At 65.5% G+C, this 18,824-nt stretch carries 15 protein-coding genes; 9 read left to right on the forward strand and 6 right to left on the reverse strand.

Going from position 1 to position 18,824, the window contains the following annotated elements:
* Window positions 1-20 precede the first annotated feature (20 nt).
* Entirely contained in the window at window positions 21-1,016 is a 996-nt protein-coding gene (locus tag VKS22_16500; GenBank protein HLW72212.1) for an LLM class flavin-dependent oxidoreductase, read from the forward strand.
* A gap of 128 nt (window positions 1,017-1,144) precedes the next feature.
* On the opposite strand, the gene VKS22_16505 is transcribed toward VKS22_16500, so the two are convergent.
* The 6 genes from VKS22_16505 to VKS22_16530 form a co-directional block, all read right to left on the reverse strand.
* Complete coding sequence (locus VKS22_16505; protein HLW72213.1) at window positions 1,145-1,909, reverse strand: SDR family oxidoreductase; 765 nt, start codon at window positions 1,907-1,909, stop codon at window positions 1,145-1,147.
* 68 nt (window positions 1,910-1,977) lie between these two features.
* Window positions 1,978-3,471: a M20/M25/M40 family metallo-hydrolase gene (locus tag VKS22_16510; protein HLW72214.1), complete on the reverse strand. Its 1,494-nt coding sequence runs from the start codon at window positions 3,469-3,471 to the stop codon at window positions 1,978-1,980.
* Window positions 3,446-4,729, reverse strand: a complete 1,284-nt coding sequence (locus tag VKS22_16515) for a dihydrolipoamide acetyltransferase family protein (GenBank protein HLW72215.1) — start codon at window positions 4,727-4,729, stop codon at window positions 3,446-3,448. Before VKS22_16515 ends, VKS22_16510 begins: the two co-directional genes overlap by 26 nt.
* A gap of 85 nt (window positions 4,730-4,814) precedes the next feature.
* The gene (locus tag VKS22_16520; GenBank protein HLW72216.1) at window positions 4,815-5,789 is read right to left on the reverse strand and encodes an alpha-ketoacid dehydrogenase subunit beta; all 975 of its coding nucleotides are present in this window, start codon (window positions 5,787-5,789) and stop codon (window positions 4,815-4,817) included.
* Window positions 5,790-5,829: 40 nt separating this feature from the next.
* The gene (locus VKS22_16525) at window positions 5,830-6,807 is read right to left on the reverse strand and encodes a thiamine pyrophosphate-dependent dehydrogenase E1 component subunit alpha (GenBank protein HLW72217.1); all 978 of its coding nucleotides are present in this window, start codon (window positions 6,805-6,807) and stop codon (window positions 5,830-5,832) included.
* A 254-nt stretch (window positions 6,808-7,061) separates the two neighbouring features.
* The gene (locus tag VKS22_16530; GenBank protein HLW72218.1) at window positions 7,062-7,934 is read right to left on the reverse strand and encodes a TIGR03620 family F420-dependent LLM class oxidoreductase; all 873 of its coding nucleotides are present in this window, start codon (window positions 7,932-7,934) and stop codon (window positions 7,062-7,064) included.
* 403 nt (window positions 7,935-8,337) lie between these two features.
* Here VKS22_16530 and nth point away from each other — a divergent pair, with 403 nt between their 5' ends.
* The 8 genes from nth (at window position 8,338) to VKS22_16570 (ending at window position 18,729) form a co-directional block, all read left to right on the forward strand.
* Complete coding sequence (gene nth / locus VKS22_16535; protein ID HLW72219.1) at window positions 8,338-9,033, forward strand: endonuclease III; 696 nt, start codon at window positions 8,338-8,340, stop codon at window positions 9,031-9,033.
* Window positions 9,034-9,036: 3 nt separating this feature from the next.
* Complete coding sequence (locus VKS22_16540) at window positions 9,037-9,924, forward strand: NAD(P)-dependent oxidoreductase (protein ID HLW72220.1); 888 nt, start codon at window positions 9,037-9,039, stop codon at window positions 9,922-9,924.
* Complete coding sequence (locus VKS22_16545) at window positions 9,905-10,684, forward strand: hypothetical protein (protein HLW72221.1); 780 nt, start codon at window positions 9,905-9,907, stop codon at window positions 10,682-10,684. The genes VKS22_16540 and VKS22_16545 overlap by 20 nt, the downstream gene beginning before the upstream one ends.
* A gap of 269 nt (window positions 10,685-10,953) precedes the next feature.
* Complete coding sequence (locus tag VKS22_16550) at window positions 10,954-12,312, forward strand: hypothetical protein (protein HLW72222.1); 1,359 nt, start codon at window positions 10,954-10,956, stop codon at window positions 12,310-12,312.
* Window positions 12,309-13,361 carry an AAA family ATPase gene (locus tag VKS22_16555; protein ID HLW72223.1) on the forward strand — a complete coding sequence of 351 codons (1,053 nt, stop codon included), beginning with the start codon at window positions 12,309-12,311 and terminating at the stop codon, window positions 13,359-13,361. Before VKS22_16550 ends, VKS22_16555 begins: the two co-directional genes overlap by 4 nt.
* A gap of 13 nt (window positions 13,362-13,374) precedes the next feature.
* Window positions 13,375-14,280, forward strand: a complete 906-nt coding sequence (locus tag VKS22_16560; GenBank protein ID HLW72224.1) for a DUF58 domain-containing protein — start codon at window positions 13,375-13,377, stop codon at window positions 14,278-14,280.
* 2 nt (window positions 14,281-14,282) lie between these two features.
* Window positions 14,283-16,151 carry a hypothetical protein gene (locus tag VKS22_16565; GenBank protein HLW72225.1) on the forward strand — a complete coding sequence of 623 codons (1,869 nt, stop codon included), beginning with the start codon at window positions 14,283-14,285 and terminating at the stop codon, window positions 16,149-16,151.
* The gene (locus VKS22_16570; GenBank protein HLW72226.1) at window positions 16,144-18,729 is read left to right on the forward strand and encodes a VWA domain-containing protein; all 2,586 of its coding nucleotides are present in this window, start codon (window positions 16,144-16,146) and stop codon (window positions 18,727-18,729) included. The genes VKS22_16565 and VKS22_16570 overlap by 8 nt, the downstream gene beginning before the upstream one ends.
* Window positions 18,730-18,824: the final 95 nt, after the last annotated feature.

Consider the following 18,824-nt stretch of genomic DNA (forward strand, 5'->3'; position numbering starts at 1 on the left):
GTCCGAAAGGTTCATCGCATATGCATAGCATCAAGTTCGGCTTGTTTTTACCTACCGGCGATTTTCCGCAGGCGCGGGCGGCGGCGGAATGGGCCGACACGCATGGCTTCTACTCAGTTTCGATCAACGATCATTTTTTCTCGCCGCTGGCCAAGCCCGAAACGCCGCAACTCGAATGCTTCTCGACCTTGAGCGCGATCGCAGCCGTGACGAAAAACGTCCGCCTCGCGCCGGCCGTAACCGCGATGTCTTTCCGGCCGCCGCCGATGCTCGCGAAGATTGCCTCGACCCTCGACCATCTGAGCGGCGGACGCCTAATCATGGGGGTCGGCGCCGGCTGGCAGCGCAACGAATACGACGCGCACAATTATCCCTATCCGGGCAATCTCGAACGCATCGCGCAGCTTGGCGACGCGATCAAATTGATCAAGGCGATGTGGACGCAGGACGCGCCGACCTATCACGGACGTTACTTCTCGATCGACAAGGCCTACAACAATCCCCGCCCCGTGCAGAAGCCGCATCCGCCGATCATGATCGGCGGCTCGGGCCGCAAGATTCTGGAGCTGGTCGCCGCTGAGGCGCAGATCGTCAATCTGATCCCGCCGATCGTCAATGGCAAGGATTTCGTCCAGGACCCCGCCGCCGCGGTCAAGTTCGACAAGCCCGAGCTCAAGCGCCGCATCGCGATGCTCCGTGGATTCCTGACCGCCGCCGGCCGCGCACAAGACGCCGTCGAGCTCAGCGTCATCTGCATGGTCAGTCTCTCGCGCAGCAAGAGTGACGCTGACGCCGCGCTCGCGCGCACCGCCGCCGCGATGGGCTTCCCCAACACCGAGGCCGCGCGCAACGCTCCCGTCCTGCTCTCCGGCACGCCCGACGAAGTCCGCCGCGAGCTGCGCGGGCGCATCGAGGAACTCGGGACGACGTATTACATTGTCTTCCCGTCGTCGCCCGAATCCGGCGAGCTGCTGGTCAACGAGATCATGCCGGAGTTCGCGACGCGCCCGGCCTGACGAACTAGCGAAAGAAGCGCAGCGAGCAGGCAGCCTGTCCTGAGCGAAGCCGAGGGAAGTCTGCGAGCTGCGTCAAGATTTCCAGTTGAGGAATCTCTTTCAGCAGCCGCCATGGACTATCCGGCGGATCATCCGGCGATCATGCCGCCGTCAACCGGCACCGCGACGCCCGTGATGTACGACGACTGGCTCGAGCAGAGCCACACCACGGTGCTCGCGATCTCGTCGGGCGTCGCATAGCGGCGCATCGGCACAAAGGCCTCGAACTCTTTGCGGCCCGGCCGCCCTTCATTGTTGCCAATCCGTTCCATCATCGGCGTATCAACCGGGCCGGGACAAACCGCATTGATCCGGATGCCGCTCTGGGCGCACTCGAGCGCCGCGCTCTTGGTCAAGCCGACGACCGCATGCTTGCTCGCGACGTAGATGGGCAACGCAGGAAAACCCGCCAAGCCGGCGAGCGACGCGGTGTTTACGATCGCGCCCGCGCCCTGCTTGAGCATCTGGCGGATTTCGTACTTCATGCACAGCCATACGCCCTTGACATTGACCGCCATGATGCGATCGAAGTTCCGCTCGGAAGCCTCGTGCGTCTCGATCACCTCGCCTTCGATACCGGCATTGTTGTAGGCGCAATCCAGCCGCCCATGCGCCGCCACGATCCGGTTAACCAGCCCCTGTACCTGATTCGCGTCGGTCACGTCGGTTTGCTCAAACTCCGCCTTGCCACGCGCTTCCCGAATCATCGCCACCGTGGCTTCACCGCCTTTCTGATCGACGTCGGCGCAAGTCACCACGGCCCCGGCGGCGGCGAATGCGATCGCGGTCGCGCGGCCGATGCCGCTGCTGCATCCGGTGATCAGCGCGATTTTACCTTCGAGCACATTTGCCATTGCTTCCACCTCCATCTCGCGACTCTGTATTTCCGAGCTTGTAGTACATTCTGTCGATTCCCGACAGGCTAATGTGCGACGGCTTCGAGCAGCTCGACCATCCGCCGGATGCCGTTGTTAAGCTCCTTGACCGGCATCCGCTCGTTGACGCCGTGCACGCTTTTTTCCTCAGCCGAGGTCAGCCCGATCGGCGTGAAGCCATAAGCAATCAAGCCTTTCTGGCGAAAATAGTTACTATCTGTAAAATCAGCGAGCATCATCGGCACGACCACCGCATGATCGCGCGCGGCAACTTTCTCGATCGCCGTCATCAGCCGGGTGTTGCGCGGCGACGTCGCTGCCGGAAAATTCAGCAGGACGTCGCACCGGATCGAGTTATCGGCAATTGCCTTGCGCAAGTTCTCGACGACTGCCGCCGCATCGTCGCCCGGCAGCAGACGGCCGTCAATCTCCGCGCCGGCGCGGCCCGGGATGAGGTTGATCGTGGAACTCGCGTGAAGCACGGTGGGCGTGAATGTATCGCGCACCAAGGCGTTGTTGCGCGGCGTCGCCACGAACTGCAGCGCGAATTTCGGATCATCGCGCAGCGCGCGGCCCAGATCACGCAACGCCGGCGGTCCGCCATCGAGTTCCGCGAGCGCCTTGTAGTAGTCCCGCACCGGATCGATGATGCGAATTTGGGCGCGATAGCCGGTGACCCGTTGGAGCGCCGCCACCAGGTGCGTGACCGTGGTTTCTGCCGGCGGCGTCGCGCCTTCGCCTTCGACACCCGCCGCCGTCAGGCGGATCCAGAGCGGGGTCTTTTCCGTCACGGCCACGCCATAGTAACGGCGTCCGTTGGGCCGCGTCATGATGCTGCCGCCCTGATTGATCAGATAAGCCGCGTCGGCAAATACATCGGGCTCGTGCTCGACCAGCCAGGCCGCACCGTAGCGGCCACCGGTCTCCTCGTCCCCGGTCGCGAGGAAAATGACGTCGCGATCGAGCAGTCGGCCCGAACGCTTGATCGCAAGCATCGCCATCAGCTCGATCACGCCCGGACCTTTGTCGTCGATCGCACCGCGGCCCCAAACTGCGCCGTCGCGAACCGCGCCCGCAAAGGGCGGCGCCGCCCATTCCTTGGGATTGGCCGGCACGACGTCGAGATGGCTCAACAGCACCACCGCCGCACTGTGATGCCCGGTGCCGTGCAGGCGCGCCGCGACTATGCCCCGGCCGGGCGCCGGCTCCCAGACCGTCGCCGGGATGCCGTCGGCCAGGAACTTTTCCTTGATCAGCTTCGCCGCCGCCAGCTCGTCGCCAGGCGGGTTGGTCGTATCGATCCGGATCTCGCGCGATAGCAGTTCGGTCGCCTCCGTGCTCAGCCGCGAATAATCGAACGGCCGCGGCGACGGCGCGCGCTCGACCAGCCCGCCGATCGATTGCGGGCTGGGACCGGGTGTGGGCCTGGCCTCGCGCGAGGCCCCCCGCGCTGCCCCCCCGGCCGCGAACATTCCGGCCACCAGGACCGCGAGACTGAGCCCGGCGCGGCGACGCTCAGCGATCGCCGTAGTTAAAGACATCGATAACGGTCTGCAGGAAAGCCGCGGCCGGAGCACCATCGATGATCCGATGGTCAAACGTCAGCGACAGCGCGACCATCGAGCGCCGCGCGATCTCGCCTCGATAGACCGCTGGCTTCTCGACGATCCGCCCGACGCCAAGAATGCCGGTCTCGCCAAGGTTGAGGATCGGCGTGAACACATCGACGCCGAAACCGCCCAGATTGGTGATCGTAAAGGTGCCGCCGCTCACGTCCTCGATCTTAAGCTTGCCCGCTTTCGCGCGCTCGCCTAGGTCCTTCGTCTCAGCCGCGATCGTCCGCAGCTCCTTGCGATCAGCCGCGCGAATCACCGGCACGATCAAGCCCTCGTCGAGCGCCACCGCCATCCCGATATTCACCTCGACAAGCGAAATGATCGCGTCATCGGCCAGCCGCGAGTTCATCCGCGGATGGCGCGTGAGGGCTCGCGCAACCGCATGAATCAGCAAGTCGGTGTAGGTGAAATCGAATTCGCGCGTCAGGCGTGCCCGCAGCTCGACCGCCGCGCTTACGTCCGCTTCAGTAGTGATCGTAAGTTGCGCCGTTTCGCGGAGACTCTGATGCATCCGCGCGGCGATCGTCCTGCGCATCCCGCGCATCGGGGTGCTGCGCAAGCGCGGCTTGGCCTCGCTCGGGGATGCGGAATTATCCGCGCCGCTGGACGACGCCGCTGGCGCAGCGCTGGCGAGGGCTCCAGGAGGCGTCGTGCCGGCGGCGATGGCGCTGACAGGATGACGCGCCGCCTGCTCGACATCTTCGCGGGTGATCCGGCCGCCAGGACCGGTACCGGTCAGCCGCGCAAGGTCGACACCAAGCTGCGCCGCCAGCTTGCGCGCCACTGGACTCACCGCGCGTCGGCCATCAGCAGCCCCCGTACCGTCATCGCCGTCGCGTCCATCTGTGCCGACGGGCGCTACCGCCACTGGAGCAGAAACCGGGCGCGAGGCGGCGCCTGACGCGATACCGGCAGGTCGCGCGGCGAGCGCCGCCGCGTTCTCACCCGGCGCAGCGATCAGCGCGACCACACCGCCGCATTCGACAATCGCCCCTTCCTCGTGCATCCAGGCTGCCAGGATACCCGATGCCGGCGCTTCAACCTCATACAGGACCTTTTCGGTCTCGACCTCGTAAAGCGGTTCGCCCGCCTTTACCGAATCACCTGCCGCCTTGAAAAAACGCTGGATCGTTCCCTCATGCATCGTGAGGCCGAATTTGGGCATGGTAACTTCAATCGCCATCGTACTGATCGCTGATCGGCCTCGAAAAGTAGATCGTTAACCGGCCCGCCGCGAAAACCCGCTCTCTACTTAATGTATCAAAAATCTACTCATGGCCAATCAATTCACGAATCGCCGCTTCGATGCGCGCCTCGTCCGCGATCGCGGCCTTTTCGAGCGGCGGGCTGAATGGAATCGGCACGTCAAGCGAGGTCACGCGCCGCACCGGACCGTCGAGAAAGTCGAAACCCTTCTCCCCGATCATCGCCGCGATATCGGTCGCCGCGCCGCCGCGCAGATGACCCTCGTCGACGACGATCGCGCGATTGGTCTTTTCGACCGAGGTGAGAATCGTCTCTTCGTCGAGCGGGACCAGCGTGCGCGGATCGACGACTTCAACGCTGATATTTTCCTTGGCCAGCTTGTCGGCGACCTTGAGCGCCTTCGGCACCATCGCGCCGATCGCGACCACCGTGACGTTGTCGCCGGCGCGTTTCACCGCGGCTTTTCCCAGCGGCACCAGATGATCGCCCGCGGGAATCTCCTCGCGCAGGCGGCCGAGGCCGCCGTGCTCGAAAACGATGACCGGATTATCGTCGCGGATCGCGCTCTTCAGCAGCCCCTTAACGTCCGACGGCCCCGACGGCACGACGATTTTGATTCCCGGCACGCTCAGGAACTGCGCATAGACGGTTTCGGAATGTTGCGCCGCCGCGCCGCCCATCGCGCCGTACACGGTGCGGAAAGTGATCGGCAGCCGCGCCTGTCCGCCCGACATGTAACGCAGCTTGGCGGCCTGATTGCAGACCTGATCGAAGGCGCAATAGAAAAAACTCGCGAACTCGACTTCGCAGATGGGCCGCGTCCCGGCCATCGCAGCGCCGACCGCGGCGCCGACGAAACCCGCTTCGGCGATCGGCGTGTTGCGCACTCGGGTCGCGCCGAATTTATCAATCAACCCCTTGGTCGCGCCAAAGACGCTCAGCACCACGTCCTCACCCATCACAAAGGTCAGGGGATCGCGCTCCATCTCTTCGAAGAGCGCCTGGTTGATTGCCTGGACGAACGTCGTTAGTGCCATCGGGCTGCTCCGTTTTCGGCAAGCGGCATGAATCGGCAACTCATGCGTAGAGGTCCTCGGTAACTTCCGCTGCATCCGGCAAGGGGCTTTCGCGCGCGAAGGCGACCGCCGCTTCAAGCTCCGTCGCGGTCTCTTCGTCGATCTTTTTGAGCTCCGACGCGCCGATCCGTCCGGAGGTCTCAGCAAACTTGCGAAACCGAATCAGCGGGCAGCGCGCCTTCCACTCGTCGATCTCCGCCTGCTCGCGATAGGTGTTGGCTCCGAGAAAGGCCTGCTCGCCGACCACGTGGCCTTCCCATCGATAGGTCTTGCATTCGAGCAGGGTCGGGCCGTCACCGGCGCGCGCGCGGGCGGCCGCCTCGAGGGCGTAACGATAGACCTCGACAACGTCGTTACCATTGACGATCAGGCCCGGGATTCCGTAAGCCTGCGCGCGCTGCGCGATGTCGCGGACCGAGGTCACGGTCTGCGCGGGCGTGAATTCGCCAAAGCCGTTATTTTCGCAGATAAAGACCACCGGCAGTTTCCAGACCGCCGCCAGATTGAGTGACTCGTGAAACGTCCCTTCGTTGGACGCGCCGTCGCCGAAGAAGCAGGCGGTGACGTCGTCGCGGCCCGCGACCACGGCGGCGAGCGCCGAGCCTGTCGCGATCGGCAGTCCCGCGCCGACGATGCCGTTGGCGCCGAGGATGCCCAGGGCGAAGTCGACAATATGCATCGAGCCGCCCTTGCCCTTGCAGTAGCCGCCGCGCTTGCCGTACAGCTCCGCCATCATGCGGTCGAGGCGGCCGCCCTTGGCGATCAGATGGCCGTGCCCGCGATGAGTCGAAGTTATGCGATCGCTGTCGCGCAGCGCCGCGCAGACGCCGGTCGCGCTGGCTTCCTCGCCGATCGAGACGTGGACGAAGCCCGGAATCTCGTTTTTCAAGGCGAGGTCGCGAACCCGCTCCTCAAACAGCCGGATCCGGACCATCGTGTGGTAAAGATCGAGCAAAAATTCCTTGTCGAGTTCTTCCATTTTTTCACCTGTTTCACCGTCCGGAGAGTACACTCCGTTGGGCACCGTCCGAATTAGGGCAATCTCTGTGAAATTAGAACAGCGCCCTCCGTTGTCGCGCTCCTGCACGATCGCTTAACAAAATGTTTCACGCGAAACATTTTGAAACGCAGCACGCGGACTCGCCTGCTCGCTCCGCGCGGCAACCGCGCTCCGTTAGTGTGTCGCGCTCTTGCGTAACGCCGAAGGTACGCTGCACTTCTCAATCGAAGCCTTCAGCGCGGAGCGAACGCTTCCAGCACGCGCTCATCCGGCAGTGAAACATGGTCGCCTCGTAACGGCAGCAGGCAGACATGATTCGCGCCGGCCGCCAGATGAGCGTCGATCCGCTCCTTGATCTTATCCTCGCTGCCCCACGCGATCACCGCATCAATCAGCCGATCGCTGCCGCCATGCTCGAAATCCGCCGCAGCGAAGCCCTGGGCGATCAAGATGCGGCGATAGTTATCCTGGTTGGCGTAAAAGCTCAGATGCTCGCGGGCCCGCGCGCGCGCCTTGGTGGCGTCCCGTTCGAGAATGGCAGTCACGCTCGCGCAAACCCATTTATCGGGGCCCATCAGGGTGCGCGCCTGCGTGGTATGCGGCGGAAGACACAGGTAGGTATGTGTGCCCTGCGCCTCGCGCGCGGCCAGGCCCAGGGATTTGGGATGCAGCGCCGCGATCACCAGCGGCGGCTCGACTTTCGGCGCGACAGCGTTGTAGAACGCCGATTTCATCCGCGGAATATAGTCGCTCAGATAACTGAAAGGTTTGGCGTACGGGTGCCCGTGCAGATCTTCGACCAACGAGCGATGGCTCACGCCGATACCGAGGATGAAGCGGTCGGGTGCGATTTCGGCCAGTGTTTTGGCCGCCGCAGCCATGGTCATCGGATCGCGCGCCCAGACGTTGGCAATACCGGTTGCGTAAATCAGACTGTCGGTGCGCCCGAGCAGGTAGCCACCATGCGCGAAGGTCTCCCGCCCCCAAGCCTCCGGCGACCAGAGGACCTTGTAGCCCATCCGCTCGACCCGGCGGCAAAACGCGAGGCTTTCCGGCCCAGCCATCGCATCCATGAAACAAAACGCACCCAGCTTCCCGATTTCCATCGCATTCACTCCGTCGGAACCAGTGATGCCTGGGCGGCGAAAAAATATTTCACGCGAAACACGTGTTTCGGTGCCCGGAGACCGGCACTCCACCAGGCTGAGCGAAAGCCGCGACAATGGAGCGGCGTGCTGCCTGAACGATGACAAGATGTTTCACGTGAAACATTTGTAACGCAGCTCGCAGACTCACCTGCTCGTTCCGGCGCGCAGCGCGCCTTTACTAGTGCTCCACAAGTTTCTGATCGCGCCGCGGCCAAACTGAAGGCTTTCACCCTTGACAGACATTCCCTCTCTCGCGCGACGCTCCGTGCCCTTCACGCGGTGCGCTGTCTGGCGGGTACTTAGCGCCGATCGCCCGGCGGGTCAATCGCTTTGTCCGCGGTTTCGCGTTAAAAACGGCGCGATGGCGCAAGCAGCGGTCAAGACGGCGAATGCAGCGCCGGTTACGGGCGCGACGGTCGGGCGGCTCCTGAGGCGCTTGCGGCGGGCCGCGCCCGGCTGGAACGCGCCGGTGCTGACTTTGATGGCGGCGGAGAAGCGCGATCCCTTCCTGACGCTGATCGGCTGTATCCTGAGCCTGCGGACCAAGGATGAAACGACGGCGGTGGCGGCGCCCCGCCTGTTCGCCCGCGCCGACACCCCAGCGGCGATGCTGCAACTGACGCCGGAAGAGATCGCGCGGCTGATCTATCCGGTGGGCTTCTATCGCACGAAGGCGCGCGTAGTGCTGGGCATCTGCCGCGACTTGATGGACCGATTCGGCGGTCAGGTGCCGGATCGCATCGACGATCTGCTGACGCTCAAGGGGGTCGGCCGCAAGACCGCAAACCTGGTCGTGACGGAGGCTTTCGGCTGCGCCGGAATCTGCGTCGATACGCATGTTCATCGGATCTCGAATCGCTGGGGCCTGGTCAAGACGCGCACGCCCGACCATACCGAGGCGGCCTTGCGCGAGGTCCTGCCGCGCCGTTATTGGTTGGAATACAACTCGCTGCTGGTCGCCTTCGGCCAGACGCTGTGCCAGCCGGTCTCGCCATGGTGTTCGCGCTGTCCGGTCGCGCAATGGTGTCCGCGGACCGGCGTCGTCAAATCGAGGTAAAAGATGAACGAGGAAGTCGGTTTCATCGGATTGGGAGCGATGGGCACTCCGATGGCGGGCAACCTGCTCGTGGGCGGCTTCAAACTCCGCGTCTGGAATCGCACTGCGGCGAAGGCCGCGGCGTTGACGGCGCGTGGCGCGACCGCGACGGCAATGGCGGCGGAGGTCGCCGTGACGGGCGGGGTCGCGATCACGATGCTCGCCGATGACGACGCGGTCGAAAGTGTCGTGGTCGGGGAGGGCGGGCTGGCGGCCCGGTTGGGCGCGGGAGGCGTCCACATTTCTATGAGCACGATCGCGCCGGCCACTGCGCGCCGCCTGGCGCGGATTCATCTCGAGGCCGGCAATATATACGTCGCCGCGCCGGTCTTCGGCCGTCCCGAGAACGCCGAGCAGCGTCAGCTCGTGGTCTGCACGTCGGGACCCGCGGAGGCGAAGGCGCACATCCGTCCGCTCCTCGAAGCGATGGGGCGTGCGATCTTCGATTTCGGCGAGGAGCCGGGCGCGGCGAATGTCGCCAAGCTCTGCGGCAATTTCCTGATCGCGGCGGCGATCGAGGCGATGGCGGAGGCCTTCGCGATGGCCGAGAAGAGCGGGGTCGATCGCGCACAGGTCGCTGAAATGCTGACCAAGACGCTGTTCGCCGCCCCGGTCTATCAACGTTATGGCGAGATGATCGCATCGAAGCGTCATCTGCCGGCGGGCTTCAAACTGCCGCTGGGGCTGAAGGATGTCGAACTGGTGCTGAAAACCGCCGGGGCGGCGCGCGTGCCGATGCCGTTGGCGGCAATGCTGCGCGAGCGCATTATCGCCGGGCTGGCGCAGGGGCGTGAAGAGATGGACTGGTCGGCGCTCGCGCTGGGCGTGCTCGATGACGCCGGAATTAAATAACGCGATTGCGTTGATTGTTGCCGCGGCGATTCTGCTGATCGCCGCGCCGGCGCGCGCGATCGATTTCTACGAAATCCAGATCTATCCGACCGAGACGACGCCGCCGCAGACGCTCGAACTCGAACTGCATTCCAACAGCGTGACGACGGCAACGGGCGCTGAGGCCCATAAGGAGATTAGGCCTTACGAGATTCACGAAACCGTCGAGGCATCCTATGGCCTGACTCCGCATATCGAGGTCGGACAGTATTTGTGCACGGCCAAGCTCGATAATGGCAACTACGAGTACGCCGGCAGCCGCACGAAGATGCACTTCGGCGTCGCCGCGACAGACGACTGGCCGATTCGTCTGGGCGGTAATATCGAGCTCGATTACATGCGGCGCGCGGCGGAGGAGGATCCGCTCTCGCTCGAACTACGGCCAATCGCCGAGGCGAACTTCGGGAAATTCACGCTGATCGCGAACTTCGCTTTCGAGAAGCCGTTCGAGGGCCCGGGGACCCATCGGGGGATGACGCTCGCGCCGTCGGGAGAGCTCACGTACGAGGTTTTTCGCTGGCTCGAACCCGGGGTGGAGTACTATGGGGATATGGGCGCGTTGACGCATCTGCCGGGCGTGCAGCGCCAGCAGCACTTTATCGTGCCGGCGCTGAATCTGCCCTTGCTCGCGTCGCTCGAACTGAATCTCGGCGTGGGTATCGGGCTGACGCACGCCAGCAACGGGACCTTTATTAAGTCGATCGTGGGCTGGCAGTTCTAACGCTCACGCTAGCGGAGCGCGGCTGCCGCGCGGAGCGAGCAGGCGAGTCTGCGAGCTGCGTCAAGATTCTTGATTAGTGATCCGCAATCCGCGCGTAGTGCGCTCGCGTATCTGGTGCAGGTCACGCTGTTCAATCGCTAATTGGACCGAATTGACGCCGGCAGCGTCTAAGCCTGTGGTAAGCAGAATTATCGTTGCGTGGCTGGAATCGCTTAATTAATGTCAAAGCTTACCTAGTCACAAATTCGATCCTCTGACAGAAGCATCCAGTGGCGGAAAACCGACGCGACGAGCAGAAACTCTGGCTGATTCTGTTCCAGATTAAGGCGATCCGTACGCGGCTGAACCTGCTCGCGATTCAATACTGGCTGTTTATCACGCTGGCGATTCTGATTGGCGCGGCCGCGGCGATTTTTGTTCTGGCCGCGCTCCTGAATCCGCTCGCTTTCCTGATTGTCGGCGCGATTGTCAGCGTAGCCGCGTTGCTGCTCGCGATGCGCGCGGCGCGGGCAGCGCTTCGCCAGGGCGCTAATCCAACGCGCGCGGCGCTGATTGCCGATGAGCGCGCGGATTTGAAGGGGCGGCTGGCGACGGTGATGGCGTTGGCGGAAACCCCGCCACGCTCTGCGCTCTGGCCCTACCTGGTCGAAGACACTTACGGCCTGCGGAGCCGCTTTGAGCCCGCGCAGATTGAGCCGCGCTGGGTGTCGCGGGCGATCCTGGCGCCGATTGTGGTCGGCTTCGCGATCGTCGCGTTGACTGCGGCGCTGAGATTTTACGCGCACCTGCCATCGCGCGGCGCGCTTGCGCCGCCGCCCGATATCACCGCCGATATCGGCGATCTCGAAGTGCTTCCGGATGATCCTGCGGTCAAACCCAACGGGCGGGTCGTGGCCGACGCCAAGACGCTGCGCCAGCTCGAAGCCAAGATTGCACAGGCGAAGCAAGGCCGGGTGTCGAACTGGATGGACAAGGCGCGCAAGCTGGCCGGCAATCTTCAGGATCAGGTGACCGGACGTAATCCGTTGCCGCTCTCCACGATTCATTTGAAGTCGAGTAATCCGGCGTCGCCGAACGCGCTGAACCCGCCGCCGCAGCTCGCGCAGGCCCATCCACCGGGCCGCGCAGGCGCTCCCGGCGTGAGCCATTCGAATCCGAATGCGGGTGCGCCGGGCCAGAGCGCGAATTCCAACGGCGCGGCGGGTAATCCCGATCGGCAACCGCCGGTGGTCGCGCTACCGGGCGAGCAGGCCGATCAACTGGCGCAGAATGGCGCGGCGGCGCCCTATCAGCCGGGCGCGGACAAGCGCGGCGGCGGGGCCGGCGAGCCCGCGGCCGGGACGCCGCTGGGCGGCGACAGCGGGGGCGGCGGTTCCAGTCATGGCGCCGGTTCCGATCCCGCCCATCTGTTCGGCCCGCCCGAGGCGCAGGAGCTCGGCAGCGACAGCTTCAAAATCGCGATCGACGCGGTACCGTCCGACGAGGCCTCGAGCAAGGGCGCGCCGGCCTATATCCCGCCCAAGGTGCGCGTGCCGCTGAGTTCGCAACAGTTCCCCGATGAGCCGCTGGCGCGCGCGGCGGCGCCACCGGAGGATCAGATGACGCTCAAGAAAGTGTTTGAACGATGAATGAAACCCAACCAGTGAATGGGCTGCAGACGCCCACGGTGGCTGATTTCGCCGGAACTTTCCGGCGCATCCAGGCTGAGGTGCACAAGGCGATCGTCGGGCACGAGCAGGCGATCGAGGAGTTGCTCAGCGCCTTTTTTGCCGGCGGCCATGTGCTGATCGAGGGCGTGCCCGGCACCGGCAAGACCACGCTGGTCAAGGCGCTCGGGCTGGCGCTCAATCTCTCGTTCAACCGCATCCAGTTCACGGTCGATCTGATGCCGGCCGATATCACGGGTACCCGCGTGATCCTGTCGGGCGCGGACGGGCGGCGCGAATTCGCCTTTCAACCGGGGCCGGTCTTTGCGCATATCCTGCTCGGCGACGAGATCAATCGCGCGACGCCGAAGACGCAATCGGCGCTGCTCGAAGCGATGGCCGAGTTGCAGGTGACGGTCGCCGGCGTGACCTATCCGCTGCCGCCGCCCTACCTGGTAATGGCGACGCTCAATCCGCTTGAAATGGAAGGCACCTATCCGCTCCCCGAGGCGCAGCTCGATCGTTTTCTCTTCAAGGTGCGGCTGGGCTATCCGGCCGAAGACGAGATGGTCAAAATTATCGGCTCGACGACGCGGACGGAGGAAGCTGTGATCGAGCCGGTGTTCCCGGCGGCCGAGGCGCCGGCGGCGCTCGAGCGGCTCAAGCGGCTGGTGCGCGAAGTGATCGCGGCGCCGCAGATCGAGCGTTACGCCGCGCGGATGGTGCGTGCGACGCAGCCGCCGAATGCGCACGTGATGGGCGAGACGCCGTCAACCGTCGCCGTCGATGCGGTCGCGCGCTACGTCAGCTTCGGCTCGAGTCCGCGCGGGGCGCAGGCGTTGATTCTGGGCGCCAAGGTGCGCGCCCTACTCGACGGCCGCGCCAATATCGCCTACGACGATGTCGATCGCGTGGCGCCGGCCGCGCTGGAGCATCGGATCATGCTCAATTACGCGGCGCACTCGGACAACGTCGATGCGGCGCGGATCGTCGCGGAAGTGGTCAAAGCGGTGCGGCCGACGCGCAGCTAAGGGCAATTTTGCGATGCTCGAGCAGCGCGCCTTCGAAGCGGAATTTCTGCGCAAGCTGGACGGCCTGGTCCTGAGCGCGACGCGCGCGCGCACCCGCCGCGCCGGCCGCCGCGTGATTGGCCGCGCGCAAGGCGCCGGGATCGAACCGGAAAATTATCGCGAATATGCGGCGGGCGACGATCTGCGCTTCCTCGACTGGAATGCGCTGGCCCGCCTCGACGATCTGACGATCCGCACCTTTCGTGCCGATCGCCACGTCGAGGTCAGCGTGCTGCTCGACGCCAGCGCGTCGATGGGGATTCCGGAGCGTGACGACAAGTTCGGGCTGGCGCGGCTGCTTGGCGCCGGCCTCGCTTACGTGGCGATGAGTAAAAACGATCCGGTGCGGCTGGCGGCCTTCGGCCGGCGGGCGTCGGCGGCGGGGCTCGAGACGACGCGCTTTTACCGGCGCCAGGAATCCTACGTCGAACTGCGGCCGTTCGTGACGGGCCTCGCGGCCGGCGGGGAGACAAGGATGGCCGCGGCGGTCGGCACGCTGCTCAACGAACGGCGCGCGCCGGGGATGGTCTTTGTCATCTCGGATTTTCTGGTCGCCGCGGCGGATTACGAAACTGCGCTGGCAGACTTAAGCGCGGCCCATCATGAAGTCAAAGTCGTTCATGTCATGGGCACGAAGGAGATGGCGGGCGACTATCCGCCCGGGGCCTACCGGATTCGCGATTGCGAAAGCGGCGCGACCCGCGAAGTGACCTTGGGGCCGGCCGCCGCGGCGGCCTGTCGTGCGCGGGCGACGGCTCATGCTAATCGGGTGCGCGCATTTTGCGCCAGCCGCGGGATCACCTACGCCGAGGCCTTCGGCGCGGAGGCGGCGGACGAGATTATCCTGCGCGAATTTCCGCGTCTCGGAGGACTGATCTAGTGATGGGTCTGCTCGAGCCGCTGAACCTGCTGCTGGGCTTGAGCCTGGCGGCGCTGGTAGCGATCTATTTGCGCGCGCGGGCGCGGCCGACGATCACGGTCTCGAGTCTCGAGCTGTTTGCGGAGGCGGCGGCGCCGGTCGCGCGCAGCCGCACCCTGCGCGTCGATGCGCTCTTCTGGCTCGAAGCGGCGGCGCTGACGGCGCTAACCCTGGCCGCGGCGGGTTTCTATCTCCGGGAGCCGAAGCCCGCGAGTCGGGTGGTACGCGAGGCGCTGGTCTTCGATCTGGGCGCAGCGATGAACGCGCGGGAGAGCGACACGAGTCGCCTTGACGCAGCGCGACAGGCGGCGCTGGCGCTGATCGACAGTGCGCCGGCCGGCCGCGAGTTCAGTGTTATCGGCTACGCGCTGGATGCGCAGCTTATTCGCGCCGCGGCCGGGCGTGGGGCGGAGCTGCGCAGCGCGATCCTCGCGCTTACGCCGGTCGCGGTGGCGCCGCGGCCGGCGGCGTTGAGCGCCGCCCTGATCGACGCCAATGGCGCGGCGAAAATTGATCTCTTCACCGACCATCAGCCGGCCCCCGAGCTGCTGCGCGACGCGCGTGCGCACGCCGCCGTCGCGATCCATCTGATCGGCGGGCCGGTCGAGAACCTGGCGCTGGTCTCACTCGATCCGGGGACGCCGAAAAGCTCGCAGGGCCACGCGCTAATCCGGAATTTCTCGGCGCGCGCGCAACCATGTGAACTGGTGATCGATGCGGCCGGCCGCGAAGTCTTTCATTCCACGCTGATTCTCGACCCGCGGGCGGCGGCGATGGTGGGCTTCGGGCCGCTGGCGCAAGGCGGCATGGTGCGCGCGCGGATCATGACCGCCGACGGCCTGAGCGCCGACAATGAGCGCTATGCGCTCGCCCCGAGCGTCGCGCCGGCGCGGGCGCTCGTGGTCTCGCCCGACAACGCCACGCGCGACGACCTCGCGCGCATCCTGCTGGCGGTGAATCCGGCCTATCGGGTGACGGTCGTTGATACCACGCCGGCGGCGTTGAGTAGTCTCGCCGGGCAGAAGTTCGATCTCGCCGTGATCCACGATTTCAGCGGGGCCGCGATCGATGCGGCGGCGCGGTTCGTGATCTTTCCTCCGCCCGCAAACGGCGAGAGCGGGCGCGTCGTCGGCAGCAGTATCGCGCAGGCGGAGTTGCGCGGCCGCGCCGGCGCGCCGCCGCTCGCCACCCCGGTGACGCTCGGCCCGACGCGCGCGCTCGCGCTGCCGGCCTGGATGGAGCCGCTGGCGCTCGGTGGCGTCGCGGGCGATCCGTCAAGCTTTGTGCTTGCCGGAATCGGCCGCACGCCCGGGGGCTCGAATGCGGTAATCGGCTTCGACGTGCGCAATCATCTGCTGCTTGATCCCGACCGGCTCGACGCGCTGCTGCTGACCATCGATACGCTGCGGCTGCTCGCCGCGCCGACTGACGCCAGAGTCGTCGCGACGGGCGACTTTGTGCCAGTTGCCACCTTTGCGCCGGCGACATTGCTCACGCCGAGCGGTGCGCGGAGTCAGTTGATTCCTGATCGCAGCGGCCGGGTGCGCTTCCGCGCGGTCGAGGCGGGTCGCTACGCGCTGCAGTCGGGCAAAAAGACAACCACGATTTACGCGAATTACTACGACGCCGGAGAATCCGATCTGGCGATGGCGCCGGGCGCCGACACGCCTGCGGCGCATATGGCGCATATGATCGAGGCCGCCGGGATGCATCGCGAGAGCCAGGTCGTGCAGCAGACGACACCGCTGGCCGCGCTCGTAATCCTGCTTCTGCTGCTGGAATCCGTGCTGCTGGCGCGGCGGTCGGCGCGCTGGGGAGTAAGCCATGTTTGAGCGGCCGCTGATGTTATGGCTGCTGGCCGCGGCGCCGCTGATCGTGTGGGCCGGCTGGCGCGCGATGGATACCGACTATCGCCTGGCCGCCGCGGTGTCGGCCCTGATGCGTCTGCTGGCCTTCGCTGCGGCCGTGCTGGTGCTCGCGGGCGCGAAAATTCCTATGCGTGGGAGCGCACAGCGCATGGCGCTGGTGGTGGCGCTCGACGAATCCCGCTCGATCGCGCCCGATCAGCATGACTGGATGATGCGCCAGGTCAGCGCGCTGCGCCGCGCGATGGACCCGCGCGATCGCCTCGGCCTGGTCGCCTTCGGACGCGACGCGCGACTGCGCGCGCCGCTGAGCGAACCGCGCATCCTCGCGCCCGAGGCGGCCGCGGTGGACGGCGGCGGCACCGATATCGCCGGGGCATTGATCACCGCCGCGGGCTTGTTCTCAGGCGCTTACGAGAAGCGCCTGGTCCTGCTGAGTGACGGGATCGAAACCCAGGGCGATGCGCGCGGCGAGATCGCGCCGTTGGACGAAGCGGGCGTGCACATCTATACGGACGCGCCGCCGCCGTCGGCGCAGGGACGCGTCGCTATCACGAGCTTCGCCGCGCCCGCTTCAGTGCGCGCCAACAGCAGCTTCTCGCTCCAGATCGAGGTCGAGAGCGAAGCGCCGCAGCCGACCGTCGCCGGCCTGAAGCTGCTGGCCGACGGCGCCGTCGTCGGTGGGCGGCAGATTACGCTTTTGCCGGGTTTGAACCGCTTTCGGCTGCCCTACCGAATCGCGCGCTCCGGTGCCTATCTGATGCAGGCGGCGATCACGGCGCCGGCGCCCCTCGTGGTGACGAATCCGCAGGCCGAATTGGCGATCTCCGTGAGCGCGCCGCCGCGCGTCCTGATAATCTCCGGCGCCCCGCCCGAGAGCCTCGCGCAGGTGCTCAAGCTGCGCGGCTATCAGGTCGCGGTCGCGGCGCCGCGGGAGTTGCCGATTCGGCCCCAGGACTATCTGGATTACCAGGCCGTGATTGTCGCCAACGCGCCGGCCGAAGCGCTGGATGAGCACGCGCAGCAGGCGCTGAATCGATACGTCGCCGATTTCGGCGGCGGCCTGATTGTCGTCGGCGACAGTCTGCGCGATACCGCCTTTCATGACGGTCCGCTGGAGAAGGTCCTACCGATCAGCTTCGCGCCGCAGCCGCCACCGCCATCGCGCGAGCCGATCGCGGTCTATCTGTTGATCGACCGCTCGAACTCGATGAGCTACAACTCACGTTTCCCGGCGGTGCGCGACGGCGAGCGCATCCGCTACGCGAAGGAGGCCGCGACGGCGCTGCTCAACCAGCTCGACGACACCGACTTTGCTGGCGTTATCGCCTTCGACTCTGACCCCTATGTGCTGGGCCATCTGCGCCCGCTCGGCGAGGACCGCGCGGAGGTCCTGGGACGCGTCCAGCGCCTGCAGCCGGGCGGCGGCACCGACTTCAAAGACGCGCTCGAAATTGCGCGGCGCGAAATCCTGCAAAGCGGCATCGCGGTGCGCCAGATAATTTTGCTGACCGACGGCGACACTAACCGCCAGTATCACGATCATGATGAGCTGATGGCGGCGCTGGCCAAGGAGGGCGTGCCGGTTTCCACCGTCAGAATCGGGCCCGACCTCGAAAATCTCCGCCTGCTGCAGGACTTCGCACAGATCACCGGCGGGGTTTTCTATCGCGTCGAGGATATTACCAAGCTGCCGCAACTGCTGGTTCATCTGACGCACGAGGCTCAGGATTTCAAGCTGCACGAGCATGCGCGAGTCGACGTCAGCGGCGCGAGTTCGATTCTGAGCGGGCTCGGCGCCAACGAGATTCCCGCGGTCGACTTCTTTGCGCTGACGGAGGCCAAGGACGGCGCGTCGGTTCCGCTGACCGCGCATAAGGGTAAAGTCAGTGCCCCGTTACTCGCGGCCTGGCAGTACGAGCTCGGGCGCGCGGCGATCTTTGCGGGCGATCCCGATTCTTTGGGCTCGCTGGCCTGGCTGCGCTGGGACCACTATGCGCAATTCTGGTCGCAACTCGTCAGTTGGGTGGCGCGCCCGGGCGATAGCGGTCCCTTTAATCTGCGCGCCAGCAATGGCGCGGACGGGGCCCTGCAGATCATTGCCGAAAAGGCCGATCAGACCCCGGCGGAGAACCTCTTCTGCCGCATCTCGGGGCCTCATCGGACGGCCGATATCGCGCTGACGCAGATCGGTCCGTCGGTCTATCGCGGCGAGTCCGCGCCGCTGACGCGCGGCAAATACAGCCTGGTCTTGATGATTAAGGCGGGCGACACGGAACGCGTTCTATTGCGGCGCGACATTGCCGCCACCGGCGTCAGTCTTGCCGACGCGGCCGAACTCAAGTTACGGCCCGCTGATACTGCCCTGTTGCGCGATCTCGCCGCCGGGACCGAGGGAGGATACGCAGCCGGCGTTAAGCAGATGCTCACACATGGCGGCGCCAAGGTCCGCACCTGGCGTCCGCTTGATTCGACGCTCCTGCCGATCGCGATTCTGTTGATACTCGGCGACGTCTTCATTCGCCGCCGCTATCTTGGGGACTAGCTGCGCATCTGAGCGAATCCGCTGCTCCGCCGCGTCCGCCCAGCGAGACTGATCCGGCAATCGACGCGGCGGGTTGTCACACGCTGCGAAGAATC

This window comes from Candidatus Binataceae bacterium (assembly GCA_035308025.1).
Taxonomy (GTDB): domain Bacteria; phylum Desulfobacterota; class Binatia; order Binatales; family Binataceae; genus JAJPHI01.